At 65.9% G+C, this 14,029-nt stretch carries 15 protein-coding genes, 1 pseudogene and 1 riboswitch; of the genes and pseudogenes, 11 read left to right on the forward strand and 5 right to left on the reverse strand.

All coding sequences use genetic code 11. The annotated features are described in order from the left end of the window. Positions 1–344 precede the first annotated feature (344 nt). Positions 345–887 carry a GNAT family N-acetyltransferase gene (locus tag HMP09_RS12950; RefSeq protein WP_197942431.1) on the forward strand — a complete coding sequence of 181 codons (543 nt, stop codon included), beginning with the start codon at positions 345–347 and terminating at the stop codon, positions 885–887. Here the strand turns inward: HMP09_RS12950 and HMP09_RS12955 are convergent. Together HMP09_RS12955 and HMP09_RS12960 are read right to left on the reverse strand one after the other, a co-directional pair. Beyond that, a complete protein-coding gene (locus HMP09_RS12955) occupies positions 871–1,047 on the reverse strand; it encodes a hypothetical protein (protein ID WP_176500697.1) in 177 nt (58 codons plus the stop codon). The genes HMP09_RS12950 and HMP09_RS12955 overlap by 17 nt on opposite strands. A 138-nt stretch (positions 1,048–1,185) precedes the next feature. Continuing rightward, a complete protein-coding gene (locus HMP09_RS12960; RefSeq protein WP_176500698.1) occupies positions 1,186–3,147 on the reverse strand; it encodes a glycoside hydrolase family 127 protein in 1,962 nt (653 codons plus the stop codon). 138 nt (positions 3,148–3,285) lie between these two features. Between HMP09_RS12960 and HMP09_RS18445 the strand changes: the two are divergent. From HMP09_RS18445 to HMP09_RS13000, 9 genes and pseudogenes are all read left to right on the forward strand, one after another. Further along, positions 3,286–3,699 (forward strand): annotated as a pseudogene (locus HMP09_RS18445) (sterol desaturase family protein); the annotation flags it as partial. After that, on the forward strand, positions 3,668–4,054 hold the full coding sequence (locus HMP09_RS12970) for a DUF2141 domain-containing protein (RefSeq protein ID WP_176500699.1): 387 nt from the start codon (positions 3,668–3,670) through the stop codon (positions 4,052–4,054). The pseudogene HMP09_RS18445 and the gene HMP09_RS12970, both read left to right, overlap by 32 nt. A gap of 69 nt (positions 4,055–4,123) precedes the next feature. After that, positions 4,124–4,987, forward strand: a complete 864-nt coding sequence (locus HMP09_RS12975) for a MipA/OmpV family protein (RefSeq protein ID WP_176500700.1) — start codon at positions 4,124–4,126, stop codon at positions 4,985–4,987. 82 nt (positions 4,988–5,069) lie between these two features. Further along, positions 5,070–5,198: a hypothetical protein gene (locus HMP09_RS18550; protein WP_269473565.1), complete on the forward strand. Its 129-nt coding sequence runs from the start codon at positions 5,070–5,072 to the stop codon at positions 5,196–5,198. Between the two features lie 174 nt (positions 5,199–5,372). Next, positions 5,373–6,392, forward strand: coding sequence for a ferritin-like domain-containing protein (locus HMP09_RS12980; RefSeq protein WP_176500701.1), 1,020 nt, complete (start codon positions 5,373–5,375; stop codon positions 6,390–6,392). Between the two features lie 51 nt (positions 6,393–6,443). Beyond that, the gene (locus tag HMP09_RS12985; RefSeq protein WP_176500702.1) at positions 6,444–7,493 is read left to right on the forward strand and encodes a ferritin-like domain-containing protein; all 1,050 of its coding nucleotides are present in this window, start codon (positions 6,444–6,446) and stop codon (positions 7,491–7,493) included. Between the two features lie 81 nt (positions 7,494–7,574). After that, positions 7,575–8,453: an outer membrane protein gene (locus HMP09_RS12990; protein ID WP_232090258.1), complete on the forward strand. Its 879-nt coding sequence runs from the start codon at positions 7,575–7,577 to the stop codon at positions 8,451–8,453. 345 nt (positions 8,454–8,798) lie between these two features. Then, positions 8,799–8,910, forward strand: a riboswitch (TPP riboswitch). 38 nt (positions 8,911–8,948) lie between these two features. After that, positions 8,949–10,871: a phosphomethylpyrimidine synthase ThiC gene (gene thiC / locus HMP09_RS12995; RefSeq protein ID WP_176500703.1), complete on the forward strand. Its 1,923-nt coding sequence runs from the start codon at positions 8,949–8,951 to the stop codon at positions 10,869–10,871. Beyond that, a complete protein-coding gene (locus HMP09_RS13000) occupies positions 10,843–11,118 on the forward strand; it encodes a hypothetical protein (RefSeq protein ID WP_176500704.1) in 276 nt (91 codons plus the stop codon). The genes thiC and HMP09_RS13000 overlap by 29 nt, the downstream gene beginning before the upstream one ends. Positions 11,119–11,184: 66 nt before the next feature. Here the strand turns inward: HMP09_RS13000 and HMP09_RS13005 are convergent, their stop codons facing one another. After that, positions 11,185–11,484 (reverse strand): alkylphosphonate utilization protein, encoded by a 300-nt coding sequence (locus HMP09_RS13005; protein ID WP_176500705.1) that lies wholly within the window; start codon positions 11,482–11,484, stop codon positions 11,185–11,187. After that, positions 11,481–12,176 carry a uracil-DNA glycosylase gene (ung, locus tag HMP09_RS13010; RefSeq protein ID WP_176500706.1) on the reverse strand — a complete coding sequence of 232 codons (696 nt, stop codon included), beginning with the start codon at positions 12,174–12,176 and terminating at the stop codon, positions 11,481–11,483. The genes HMP09_RS13005 and ung overlap by 4 nt, the downstream gene beginning before the upstream one ends. A gap of 244 nt (positions 12,177–12,420) precedes the next feature. Between ung and aguB the strand changes: the two genes are divergently transcribed. Beyond that, positions 12,421–13,281, forward strand: coding sequence for an N-carbamoylputrescine amidase (gene aguB / locus HMP09_RS13015; RefSeq protein WP_151990362.1), 861 nt, complete (start codon positions 12,421–12,423; stop codon positions 13,279–13,281). A 106-nt stretch (positions 13,282–13,387) separates the two neighbouring features. On the opposite strand, the gene HMP09_RS13020 is transcribed toward aguB, so the two are convergent. Then, positions 13,388–13,963 carry a DUF4337 domain-containing protein gene (locus HMP09_RS13020; protein ID WP_176500707.1) on the reverse strand — a complete coding sequence of 192 codons (576 nt, stop codon included), beginning with the start codon at positions 13,961–13,963 and terminating at the stop codon, positions 13,388–13,390. Between the last annotated feature and the right edge of the window lie 66 nt (positions 13,964–14,029).

Raw genomic sequence — 14,029 nt, forward strand, 5'->3', positions numbered from 1 at the left:
GCAAACGGCGGGACACGAAAACAACCTTTGCGAAGCAATCGCCCGCGAAGACAACCTGCGTTGTCCAGGGGAAGGGGAGGGCAGGGCTTCCAATCCTCCCCCGCCAGGGGGGGTGGCTGGCTCTTGCCACACGGAGGGGAAGGAAAGGAAAGCGTGGGATCCGCGTCCGCCCCCTCCATCGCCTTCAGCGGCACCGCCCTATCGGTGAGAGGATCGAACGATCGAGGATCACGGCGTCCGTGACGTGCGAGGGGGAAGCCGAACGTCCCTCCCTTCCAGCGAGCGGAGAATGCCCGGCAACGGATACCCCCTCGTCGTGATCGGTCCTAAGCTAAAGCATGCCCATGCCCCCATCCGCCCCCACGCTGACCACCGCCCGCCTGACGCTGAGCGGCCACGCCACCACCGACCTCGAGGACTGCGCCGCGATGTGGACCGACCCGCGCGTCTACACGATGATCGGCGGCCAACCCCGATCGCGCGAGGACGTCTGGATCCGCCTGCTCCGTTCGGTCGGCCAATGGACGGTGTTCGGCTATGGCAGCTGGATCGCGCGCGAGACCGCCACGGGCCGCCTGATCGGCGAGCTCGGCCTGATCGAGGCACGCCGCGCGATCGCGCCCTCGATCGACGCCTCTCCGGAAGTCGGCTGGACGCTGACCGGCGACGCGCACGGCCGAGGCTACGCCACCGAAGCGCTTGCCGCGATCCTCACCTGGACCGACGCGCGCATCCCCGCCACCAGCTGCATCATCGACCCCGACAACGCCCCGTCGATCCGCCTCGCCGAGCGCCTGCGCTACCGCCTGCGCACCACGGGCACCTACCGGGACGCCTCGATCCTGATCTTCGACCGAGCCGCGACCGGCGTTATTTCTGCGCGGTAACCACCGGCCTCTGTACCGACGCGATCGGCATGGGATCGCCCGCCCGGTCGTAGAACGCCATCAGCACCAACCCCAAGGCCAGGATACTGCCCGCGATCACGTAGATCAGGCTCTTGTGATCCCTGCCGGTATCCCCGCGCGCGGCGTCTTGATTTGCCATGCATCACTCTCCGAATTGGCAGGTCGTCCTGCTCTGGAGGGGGAAGCTATCAGGTTTCGCCGCACTGCATAGAGGCTATCGAAACCGCGCGGGATACGTCGGGGATAGCGATATTCCCCGGCCCGCTCGGGCCGCAGCCTATGCCGGTCCCGGCGCGATCGGCCAGTATGTGGCATACCGCTCATGCGCGACGCGGAAATACGGCACCATCCGCACCGGCTGCCGATCCGCCGCGAGGATCGTGAACTCCAGCGGCCGGTTCCCCGCCCGCATGCCTTGCGCGATCGCATCGGGATCGCCTGCCAGCGTCGGCGGCGTGAACGGCGCGGCGTTATACTCGCCGTATTTGCGCTCGTTGACGATGATGTCCGATCCCGGCGCCAGGCCTTCGCGCCCGAAGCTGCCCGCCATGACCAGCGGTCCATAGGTGAACGCGGCGATATCCGGCGCGGCGGGCGATCGCTCGACCCCGGCCCGCATCTCCAGCCGCAATTCCACCGTGTCGCCGTCGCGCCACTCGCGCGCCAGCTCCAGATACCGGCCCGGTCGGGTCGACCGCACCGCCTCGACTCCGTTCACCAGCACCACCGCGGTACGGCTCCAGCCCGGATGCCGCAGCTTCAGCATCAGGTCGGTCGGCCGCGTCAGCGTCCAGCGCAGCGTCGTCGTCGCGACGTCGGGGAACGCGGTCATTTGGGTCAGCACCGCGTCCTTGTCCTTCCAGCGCACGGCCGAAGGCACGAACAGGTTCACGTACAGCGCGGAATCGTCGTGGAAATAGATCGAGTCGCGATATTTGACGTGGTTCTCCATGCCGGTGCCGGTGCAGCACCAGAACGAATTCTCCGGCGTGTGATACAGCTTCATGTAGCCCGGCCGCGCGCCCTGGAAATAGGTCGCCATGCCGCTGTCCGGGTCCTGCGACGCGAGGATCCCGTTATACAGCGTCCGCTCGTAATAATCGGCATAGCCCGCCTGCGGATCGTGCAGGAACAGCGCGCGCGTCAGCTTCAGCATGTTGTGCTGGCAACACGTCTCCGATCCCTTCGCCGACAGGACGTGCTCGGCGAAATCGGCGACCGGAAAGAAATGCTCGTTGTCGCCGTGTCCGCCGGTCGCGAACGACCGCGTCAGCGCGACCGTCTTCCAGAAGAATTCGGACGCATCGCGGTATTCGGGCTTCCCCGTCACTTCCCAGACCCGCTGGAAGCCGATGATCTTCGGCACCTGCGTATTGGCATGCATCCCGTCGAGATGGTCGCGGCTCTTGGCGAGTGGCGCCAGAATCGCCTTGTGCGAGAACCGCTCCGCCATCGTGCGATAGTCGGCGGTCCCGGTCATCGTGTAGAGGTCGGCGAACACCTCGTTCATGCCGCCATGCTCGGTATCCAGCATGGTCTCGAACTGCGCATCGCTCAGCGGCCGGCTCGCGACCACCGCCCAGTCCGCCAGCCGCAGCAACACCGCGCGCGCCGTATCGCTGTCCGCCAGAAGCGTCGCATCGCGCAGGCCCGCATACACCTTGTGCAGCGTGTACCACGGCACGCCGGTGATCGGATCGCCGCGCAGATGCGCCGCCACCAAGGCCGGGCCGTCCGGGAATGCGCAGACCAGCCCGCTCCCCGCCGCCGCCTGGCACGCCGCCAGTTCGCGCGCGATATGGTCGATCCGCGCCTTGAACCGCCGGTCGCCGGTCGATCGATAGGCCAGCGCACACGCCGACAGATAATGCCCCAGCGTATGGCCATGGCAGTTGATGTCCGCCCACAAGGGATCCGATTCCCAGCCGCCATAGACCGGCGCCTTCGCTGGCAACCCGGCGTTCACGTGGAAATTATGCAGCATTCGGTCGGGCTTGAGTGCGAGCAGATACGCCTCGGTCTTGCGCTGCGCATGCAGGAACGGTCCCTCGCCGAGCGTGACGTCGGCCAGGTCGAACGCGCGCAATTTCGCAGTCGGCACGGCTGCCGGAACCAAGGCTTGCGGCGTGAACGCAAACGCCTCCGGACCGATCGACACCGCGCCGACGGTCAGCGCACCCTGTGCGACCCCCGTCAGGAATTTCCGACGGGATTGGCCCCCACGGCATGGCTCGACCATAACGACACCCTCTCTCGTGCTCTTGTTATTTGTCTGAGTAGCAGGAGCATCCTACAGGGGAAAGGGGGAGGATCGCGCTGTCAGGGCACCGGATACGCACGACTGGCCACAGGTCCATACCTACGCCGTTCAAGCCGGCGCGCGCCGCCCGGATGCGCGGCGGTGTCGGTCCATCCGATCAAGGAAATTAAAGGCGCTGTGATAATTCCGCTACGGGTGCTGTTGATTCCGATCAATATCGGCGCGCCGGGTCTGGTACTGACGATCCTGACGGTTATGGAGTAGGCAATCACATGACGTGGGAGGTTTTCCCCCGGTTCATGTGGCGGGGCGCAGGGGGGCGGCTGGCTGATCACGGCGAGCCATCATCAGCGACATCACGAACGATACGGGTGCAACTATGGCCTTTATTTCCGCTTCTGGGATCGGCTCTGCGGCACCGGCAGGGGGCTCGGCGACGTCACCGGATCGCCGGCGAACACTGCCGCTCGTTGCAACCGCCGCGACGCTGTGGCTGACATTGGCAGCGGCGGCGCCGGTCACGCGGCTTGACGTCCAGGTCGACAATCTGCGCTCGGCCAAGGGCATGATCCGGATCTGCCTGACCGCGGACCCCGACAATTTTCCGGCCTGCGTCGACGACGCCAACGCGCTGACCCGCTCGATCCCGGCCAGCAACCACGCCACCAGCTTCCCCGGCCTGCCGCAGCGCGGCTATGCGCTCGCGATTATCCATGACGAGAACAACAACGCGAAGCTCGACACCCTCGCGGGCATCCCGCGCGAGGGCTATGGTTTCTCGCGCAACGCCGCGGTCCGCTTCGGTCCGCCGCGGTTTTCCGCTGCCCGGTTCATGCTCGCCGGTGATGCCGAAATACAACAAGTGAAAATGCGTTACATCTTCTGACCAATCGCAACGGACCGAAAACGGTAGTACCGCGTTTCGCGATGGAACCTTTTTCTCCGGAGCATTTCCTTGCGCGCATTCACTCTCATCACGTCTGCCGCAACCGCGGCGCTCGCCATCGCCACCCCGGCGCTCGCACAGACTGATCCGAACCCCTCGCCACCGATCACCAACCCGGCGGACAACAACCGTGTCACGGTTGCGCTCGGTGCGGTGTCGATGCCCGATTATGAGGGCGCGGACAGCAATTCCTTCACCCCCGCCGGCGCCGTCGTCGGTACGGTACGCGGCCATGACTTCTTCCTCCGTGGCACGCAGCTTTATTTCAACTTGATCCCGAATACCGGCGAGGTCGGCATCAACTACGAAGTCGGCGTCATTGGCGGTATCCGCCGTGATCGCACCGGCGATATCGACAATCGCCAGGTTCGCGCGCTTGGCAAGATCGACACCGCGTATGAGATCGGCGGCTATCTCGGCATCGGCAAGACCGGCGTCATCACCAGCGACTACGACACGATCACCGCGCGCGTCGCCTACGTCCACGACGTCTCGGGCACCTATGACAGCTACGTCATCACGCCTCAGGTGAACTATACCACGCCGCTGTCGGTTCGCACGCTCGTCTCGCTGGGCGTATCGGCGGATTATGTCGGCAAGGGCTTCGGGCGGACCTACGCTGCCGTTACACCGATCGGTTCGCTTGCCAGCGGCCTGCGCACCTACGATATCAACGACAGCGGTTTCCGCCGTGCCAACGCCTCCCTCTTCGTCGTCCAGAGCCTCTCGGGCGATCTTCGCCACGGGTTCGGCGTCGGCGCGGGCGTGCTCTACGGCCGTATGCTCGGCAAGTACAAGAACACCCCGATCGTCGCCGACGTCGGCGATGCGGACCAGTGGCTCTATGCCCTCGGCCTGACCTACACCTTCTGAAGACCCGACCTCGTCGAGGTACCTGGGCCCCTCTCCCATCCGGAGAGGGGCCCGCCCGACTTCGACTGACGGCGCGCGTGGGGTGAAGCCGGCAATCAGCCGCCATCCCGCCTCCATCGCGGACACCGCAATCGATTCTAAAATCGCGCTCTCCGCACGGGCGAACGCCTTCGCCGCGGGCGATGAAATTTATTTCATCGCGCCCCCTTGAACCGTGCGTCCATTTCTCAACAGCGTACGTTCCTCGCCATGGACGGCTTTTTTATGTCCGTAATTGAGCGCGTTACGAGCGGGTTTCGAGCAATCGGCCTGGTCGGGGCCTGCCCCGTTGCGCGACTGCCGCAGAGCATTTCGACGTCCGCAACAACAAGGGGAGGACCCTGATATGACCGAGAGCGTGCACCTGATCGAAGCCCTCGATGCGCGAGTGGAACGGCGCAGCGAACGACGTGAATTCTTCAAGACCGCGCTCGGCGCTGCCGCGATGACCGCGGCCGGTGCGACCGCGCTGTCCTTCTCGAGCTCGGCGTCGGCCCAGACCGTCACCGATGCGGACGTCCTGAACTTCGCGCTCAACCTCGAATATCTCGAGGCGCAATTCTATTCCTACGCCGCCACCGGCAACGGCCTGCCGAACAGCATGCTGACCGGCACCGGCACGCAGGGCGCCGTTCTCGGCGGCCGCCGGGTCAACTTTACCGACCCGATCGTCGCGCAATACGCTAAGGAAATCGCTGCGGACGAGATCGCGCACGTCAACTTCCTGCGCACCGCGCTCGGCGCCTCGGCCGTCGCCCAGCCGGCGATCGACGTCAGTGTCACGGCGACCAGCGCCTTCTCGAACGCCGCCCGCGCAGCCGGCCTGATCGGCGCGGGCGCTGCCTTCGACGTGTACGCCACCGACGAGAACTTCCTGCTCGGCGCGTTCATCTTCGAGGACGTCGGTGTGACCGCGTACAAGGGCGCCGCCCCGCTGCTCACCAGCAAGGCGTATCTCGAGGCCGCAGCCGGCCTGCTCGCGGTCGAGGCGTATCACGCCGCGATCGTCCGCACGACGCTGTACGGCAAGGGCATCGACACGCCGTCGTTGCGCACCTCGGCGGATGCCATCTCGAAGGCGCGCGACAGCCTCGACGGTGGTGGTGCCAACACCACGATCTTCGGTGCCGGCGATATCGATCAGGGCATCTCGTCGTACAGCGCGACGCCGATAAACCTGGCGACCACGCAGGCCGCGGTCACCGTGTCGAACATCGTTCCGCTCGACGCCAATGGCGTCGCGTACAGCCGCTCGGCAAGCCAGGTGCTCAACATCGTGTACCTCACCAGTGGCGCAGCCTCCGCGGGCGGGTTCTTCCCGGCCGGCATGAACGGCAACATCAAGACGAGCACCGCAGCGGTCTGATCCGATCAGCATCGCCTTTCGCTCTTCTTCGATATTCAGGGGATTAACCCAATGACCGATCTCAATACCAAGCTGGAAATATTCGACGCGATCGCAAGCCGTCGCAACGAACGTCGCAACTTCCTCCGCTTCGCCGGCGGTTCCGCGCTCGCAATCGGTGGCGCGACTTTGCTCTCGGCATGCGGCAGCGACGATTCCGATCTCGCACCGACCCCAACGCCGGGACCGGCACCGGTTGCCGCACTCAACGACGCCGACGTGCTCAACGTCGCACTGAACCTCGAATATCTCGAAGCGCAGTTCTACGCGTTCGCGGCATTCGGCGTCGGCCTGAACGCCAACATGCTGACCGGCATCGGCACGCAGGGTGCAGTCACCGGCGGCGCACAGGTGCCGTTCCAGGACAGCGTCGTGCGTGAATATGCGCGCGAAATCGCGATCGACGAAGTCGCGCACGTCGCCTTCCTGCGCTCGGCGCTCGGCACCGCCGCCGTCGCCCAGCCTGCGATCGACATCTCGGTCGGCACGGCAGCGGCGCCCGGCGCCTTCACTTCGGCCGCCCGCGCGGCGGGTGTCATCGGTGCGACGGGGGTGTTCAATCCCTATGCCGACGACAACAGCTTCCTGCTCGGCGCGTACATCTTCGAGGACGTCGGCGTGTCGGCCTACAAGGGCGCAGCGCCGTTGATCGCCAACAAGACCTATCTCGAGGCGGCCGCCGGCATCCTCGCGGCAGAGGCGTATCACGCAGGGCTGATCCGCACGATCCTGTACCGCAAGGGTCTGCAGACGCCGAACCCGATGCCGTCGCTCATCACCGCCGCCAACCAGATCAGCGACGCACGCGACAGCCTCGACGGCACCGTCACGAACAGCACGACCGGCGTGATCGGCGACGACGATCAGGGCATCACCGGTTCGGATCCGACGATCTCGAACATCGTCCCGACCGACGCCAACGGCCTGGCCTACAGCCGGTCGGTCGCGCAGGTGCACAACATCGTCTACCTGACCAACACCGCGAAGATCGGCGGGGGCTTCTTCCCCAACGGGACGAACAACCGCCTCGATTCGCTGCGGACCAGCGGCGCCAACGCGTGATCGTCATCACGAGCTAAACAGGAAAATCCGGGTCGCGGCGCACATTCAGAGCGTCGCGGCCTCTCGTTTGGGGAACGAACCATGACACATCTTACGAAGCTCACCATGCTCGCCGGTCTCGCCGCCGCGGGCATATTTGCCGTTCCGGCCGCCGCGCAGGACATGACCACCGACAGCGACCGCAAGCCCTTCTCGGGCGTCTATATCGGCGCGGCCGGCGGCTATGACGTTCAGGGCAACGACATCGGCTCGTCGATCCTGTTCGATCGCAACGCCGACGGCAATTTCAGCGACAACGTCAACACCATCACCGGCGCCAACGCCTTCTCGCCGGGCTTCTGCAACGGCTCGGCCCGCACCGCGGTGCCCGCTTATGGTTGCCGCAACGACGACGACGGCTGGTCGTATTACGGTCGCGCAGGCTTCGACGTGCAGAGCGGACCGTTCGTGGTCGGCCTGGTCGGTGAATTCGGCAAGTCCGAGATCACCGACAGCGTCGCGGCCTTCTCGACCACGCCTGCCAGCTACACGATGGCGCGCAAGCTGAAATGGGAAGGCTCGGTCCGCGCCCGCGCTGGGTTCGCCGCGCGCAACACGCTGTTCTACGCCACCGGCGGCGCTGGTTATGCGAAGATCGACCGCCTGTTCTTCACGACCAACACCGCCAACGCCTTTGCCAGCAGCGGCAAGCGCGAGAAATGGGGCTACGTCGCAGGCGGCGGCATCGAGCAGAAGCTGACCAAGAACATCTCGATCGGCATGGAATATACCTATCACCAGTATAAGGACGATGACGCCCGCGTCCTCGTCACTGCCGGCACCACGCTCGCCGGCAGCCCGGTCCTGCTCGCGAACAACCCGTTCGTCCTCGCCCCCAACACCGCCGGCACTACCTTCCGCCGCAGCGACGAGAACTTCCGCTGGCACTCGCTTCGCGGCACGGTGGCGTTCCGCTTCTGAGGCGAAGGGCGGCTTGTGCCGATCGGCGCAAGACTCGCCCAAGCCCGGCCAGCGCAGCAAAGCACGCCACAAGGCGTAGCTTTGCTACGACTGACGGCGCGGAGTAAGAGCAAAGGCCGTTGCCCCAATCCGGGCAGCGGCCTTTCTCGTTAAGGGACCCCGCGCTCATAAAGAAACGCCACCCCGGCGAAGGCCGGGGCCCAATTGGGGGACGACGGTAACGACTGGCGGTCCTTCATTATATCCATCTTGCCAATTGGACCCCGGCCTCCGCCGGGGCGGTGCGGTGCGCAATATGGGCCGCTCAGCTTTCCCCATTGCACCCCACCCCCATCCGCCTATGCTCGCCCCACCCCGGGGGAGCGCTTTGATCCGCGCTTGAGAGGAAGGCAGGAGCCTTCGACCCGCTGAACCTGATCCGGTTGATACCGGCGGAGGGAGGGAGCGGACGTCAAAGAACCGCAGCCTTGCTCCGAGACCTTTAGGAGCAAGCGCATGGCCGACATCGAAGCACGCACCGAAACAGCAGACATCGGCGTAACCACCGGCCCGATCCGCGGCTCCCGCAAAATCCACGTCGCGGTGCCCTCCAGCCCCGACGTCCGCGTCGCGATGCGCGAGATCGTCCTCGACCCGTCCTGCTCCGAGCCCCCCTTGCGCGTCTACGACACCAGCGGCCCCTATACCGATCCGCGCGCCACGATCGACATCAACGCCGGCCTGCCGCCACTCCGCCGCGCCTGGATCGAGGCTCGAGGCGATGTGGAGAGCTACGACGCGCGAGAAATCCGTCCCGAGGATAATGGTCAGCTAGGCCCCGATCGCTCCGGCGGCGTCCCCCAATTTCCTGCCGCCATCAAGCGCCCCTTGCGCGCAAAACCCGGCGCCAACGTCAGCCAGATGCACTACGCCCGCCGCGGCATCATCACCCCCGAAATGGAATACGTCGCCACCCGAGAAAACCTCGGCCGCGCCATGCTGAAAGACTACGCCCGAGACGGCGAATCCTTCGGCGCCCAGATCCCCGACTACGTAACCCCCGAATTCGTCCGCGACGAGATCGCCCGCGGCCGCGCGATCATCCCCAACAACATCAACCACCCCGAATCCGAACCGATGGCGATCGGCCGCAACTTCCTCGTCAAGATCAACGCCAACATCGGCAACTCCGCGGTCGCCAGCAACGTCGCCGCCGAAGTCGACAAGCTCGTCTGGTCGATCCGCTGGGGCGCCGACACGGTCATGGACCTCAGCACCGGCCGCAACATCCACGACACCCGCGAATGGATTCTGCGCAACTCGCCCGTCCCGATCGGCACCGTGCCCATCTACCAGGCGCTCGAAAAGGTCGGCGGCGTCGCCGAAGACCTCACCTGGGAGATCTTCCGCGACACGCTGATCGAACAGGCCGAACAGGGCGTCGATTACTTCACGATCCACGCCGGCGTCCGCCTCGCCTACATCCCGATGACCGTCAAGCGCGTCACCGGCATCGTCTCGCGCGGCGGCTCGATCATGGCGAAATGGTGCCTCAGCCACCACAAGGAGAGCTTCCTCTACGAACGCTTCGACGAGATCACCGAGATCATGAAGGCGTACGACATCGCCTACTCCTTGGGCGACGGCCTGCGCCCCGGCAGCATCGCCGACGCCAACGACGAAGCGCAGTTCAGCGAACTCTACACGCTCGGCGAACTCACCCACCGCGCGTGGAAGAGCGACGTCCAGGTCATGATCGAAGGCCCCGGCCACGTGCCGATGCACAAGATCAAGGAGAACATGGACAAGCAACTCGAAGTCTGCGGCGAAGCGCCCTTCTACACGCTCGGGCCGCTCACCACCGACATCGCCCCCGGCTACGACCACATCACGAGCGGCATCGGCGCCGCGATGATCGGCTGGTACGGCACCGCGATGCTCTGCTATGTCACGCCCAAGGAGCATCTAGGCCTCCCCGACCGCGACGACGTGAAGGTCGGCGTCGTCACCTACAAACTCGCCGCCCACGCCGCCGACCTCGCCAAAGGCCACCCCGCCCCCCAGATGCGCGACGACGCGCTGTCACGCGCCCGCTTCGAATTCCGCTGGAGAGACCAGTTCAACCTGTCGTTAGACCCCGACACGGCGGAGCAATACCACGACCAGACGCTCCCGGCAGAAGGCGCCAAGACCGCCCATTTCTGCTCGATGTGCGGCCCGAAATTCTGCTCGATGAAGATCACGCAGGAGGTGCGCGACTTCGCGGGCAAGCAGAACGCGGCAGCGGACACCTTTATCGCCGCCGATGCTACAGATGCCGATCGTGCCCTGTTCGCCAGCGGCAAGCGTTCGGTCGCCGACGCCGAAGCCGGCATGGCCGAAATGAGCACCCGGTTCCGGGAGACGGGGAGTGAGGTTTACTTGCCCGCGTCCGGATGACCGGGCGCGGCCAAGCCGTCCCTGCGCCAGCCACTTCCGCCGCCAAGGCCAACGCCCCGCAGACCTTCACCGCGAGCGGCCTGAAGCGCCACGCGTAGCCTCGGTCGCGCAGGCCATCGCGCTGCTCGAACCCGCCACGCCGGATCATCCCGAGACGGACATAGAGTTCGATCGCCGCCTCGAATGGGCCATGATCGGCGTCGTCTCGCCGCCGCCTTACGGCAATCACGACGACGACGAAGAGTGACCGCGTCTACGCCTAACCCGGCCTGATCTCTCGTTCAGTAAATCCGGTGAAATCAACGCGAAAGCCTCACCGCTTCCGAACGAACTCCGCGCGCAGCACCAGCCCCTTGATACCCTCGTAGCGACAGTCGATTTCCTGCGCATCGCCGGTCAGCCGGATCGACTTGATCAGTGTCCCGCGCTTCAACGTCTGCCCAGCACCCTTCACGGTCAGGTCCTTGATCAGCGTCACCTGGTCGCCGTCCGCGAGCACATTGCCGACCGAATCGCGCACCACCACCGCGCCGTCATCCGCCGCCACGGCGGTCGCATCACCACCGGCGACCCACTCGCCGGTCGCCTCGTCGTACACATAGTCTTCGGTCATCGGTCGGTCTCCGGCAGCGCCCAGTCGATCGGCGCGCGCCCATGGGTTTCGAGAAAGGCGTTGGCCCTGCTGAACGGCCGCGATCCGAAGAACCCGGTCCGTGCCGCCAGCGGCGACGGGTGCGCCGACTGGATCACCAGATGCCGCCCACCCTTCGCCACGTCGTCGACGAACGCCGCCTTCTTCTGCGCATACGCCCCCCACAGCAGGAACACGACCGGTTTGTCCTGTGCGTTCACCGCCGCGATGACGGCATCGGTAAACCGCTCCCATCCGCGCTTGCTGTGCGATGCGGCCTCGCCCATCCGCACGCTCAGCACCGCGTTGAGCAGCAGCACGCCCTGCGCGGCCCAGTGGTCGAGCATGCCGTGGCGCGCGCGCGGGATGCCGAGGTCCGCCTCCAGCTCCTTGTAGATGTTGACGAGGCTCGGCGGCGTCCGCACGCCCTCGCGCACCGAGAAGCTCAGACCATGCGCCTGTCCCTCGCCGTGATACGGGTCCTGCCCCAGAATCACGACTCGCACCTGATCGAGCGGCGTCAGCGCCAGCGCGCGGAACCGGTCGGCGTCATCAGGAAAGATCCGCGCCCCCGTCGCGCGCTCAGCCTCCAGAAACGCATCGAGCGCGCGCATGTACGGCGCCTCGAACTCGGCATGCAGCATCTGCCAGCTTGGCGGGAGGGCGGATGTCATCATCTCCGCCGCATGTCGGACAGGGCAGGGGCGTGTCAATCTGCGCTACTTCTTGTTCCCCCGCGGAGGCGGGGGCCCAGGATCTCGCAGGGCAACGCCCGTAACCCTGGACCCCCGCCTCCGCGGGGGAACGGCGATCGTGTGGCTCTGGATCCCAGCCTCCGCGGGGAAACGGCGATCGTGCGGCGTTCGCTGCGAGGTGAAAGGCTCGCACAACGCGCCCCGGCTTATTATATGCGCCGCCATGACAGAGATCACCGTCGCCGCGCTGCAGCTGGGCTTCACGCCCAACATCGACCGCAACATCGCCAACGTCTCGCGGCTCGTCCACGAGGCCGCCGCGAAGGGCGCGCAGGTGATCCTGCCGCCCGAGCTTTTCGAGGGCGAGTATTTCTGCCGCGTCGAGGACGAGGGCCTCTTCGCCAACGCCGCCCCCGTGGGCGAACACAAGGCGGTGCTCGCGATGCAGGCGCTCGCGGAGGCGCTGAAAGTCACGATCCCGACCAGCTTCTTCGAGGCGGACGGGCCGCATCATTACAACAGCCTCGCGATGATCGGCCCCGACGGCAACATCCAGGGCGTCTATCGCAAGAGCCACATCCCCGACGGCCCGGGTTACGAGGAGAAGTTCTACTTCCGCCCTGGCAACACCGGGTTCAAGGTCTGGCCGCACGCGTCGGAGGCGGGGCGGACGACGCTCGGCGTCGGCGTCTGCTGGGACCAATGGTATCCCGAGACCGCGCGCGCGATGATGCTGATGGGGGCGGAAGTGCTGTTCTACCCGACCGCGATCGGCAGCGAGCCGCATGATACCAGCCTCGACACCGCGCGGCTGTGGCGGCGCGCCATGGTCGGCCATGCCGTCTCGAACGTCGTGCCGATCGTCGCCGCGAACCGCGTCGGCGTCGAGCACGGCCAGACCTTCTACGGCACCAGCTTCATCGCCGACGAGCGCGGCGACATCCTGGCGGAACTGGGCCGCGACGACGAAGGCGTGATCACCGCGACGATCGACCTCGACATCGTCAAGCGCCACCGCGCCGCGTTCGGCTTCTTCCGCGATCGCCGCCCCGATCTCTACGGCCGGCTGGTCCAGGACATCTGACGCTCCCGCCATTCCAGCGAAAGCTGGAATCCAGATTTACACGCCGCAGCGGATGCGGCTCTGGATCCTGGGTCGAGCCCAGGATGACGGGTATTGGGGGCGATCGTCAGAACAACGCCATCCCTGCCAGCAGCGCGCCGACCAGCGCGGCCGTGCCCGCCACCCACAGCAACCACCGCCGCCCGGTCAGCGCGGTGATCGAGGCCAGCGCGATCGCCACCTGAATCGCGGTCACCGCCAGCGCCAGCTTGGTATGCGGCCGAAGCGCCTCGTCCGATTCCGCGTTCGCCATCGCCGATTGCCGGTCGAGCGTCTCCGCCTCCCGCTTCAGCGCCGTCCCGCGCGCCGTGTACCGCACGATATCCGCGCGGTGCGTCGCCATCCGCGTCGCATCGAACCCGGGCGGGGCGAGATCGACCTCCATCTGCGCGATATGCCGCTTCAGATCCTCCGCCTGGTAATAGCCCCACGCGTCCGACGCCTGCGCCTTGATCAGCACCGCCTCGTTCTTGTGGAGCAGCGCCTCGTTCTGCGTATGCCCGCCGAGGAAACTCGTCACCGCCGCCAGCGTCGCCAGGATGGCGGTGAACAACGCGATCCGCTGGTCGAACGCCTCCCCGCCCGCGGCACGCTCTTCCGACAGTTGCTCATGCAGCCCGCGCACTTCGAAATCATCGTCCATGGCGATCGTTCTAGCCTTCCGCGCGTGACTGGACGCTGATGGTCGGGTGACATATTTGTAAGCGCG

Origin of the sequence: Sphingomonas sp. HMP9, assembly GCF_013374115.1 — a bacterium.
Classification (GTDB): domain Bacteria; phylum Pseudomonadota; class Alphaproteobacteria; order Sphingomonadales; family Sphingomonadaceae; genus Sphingomonas.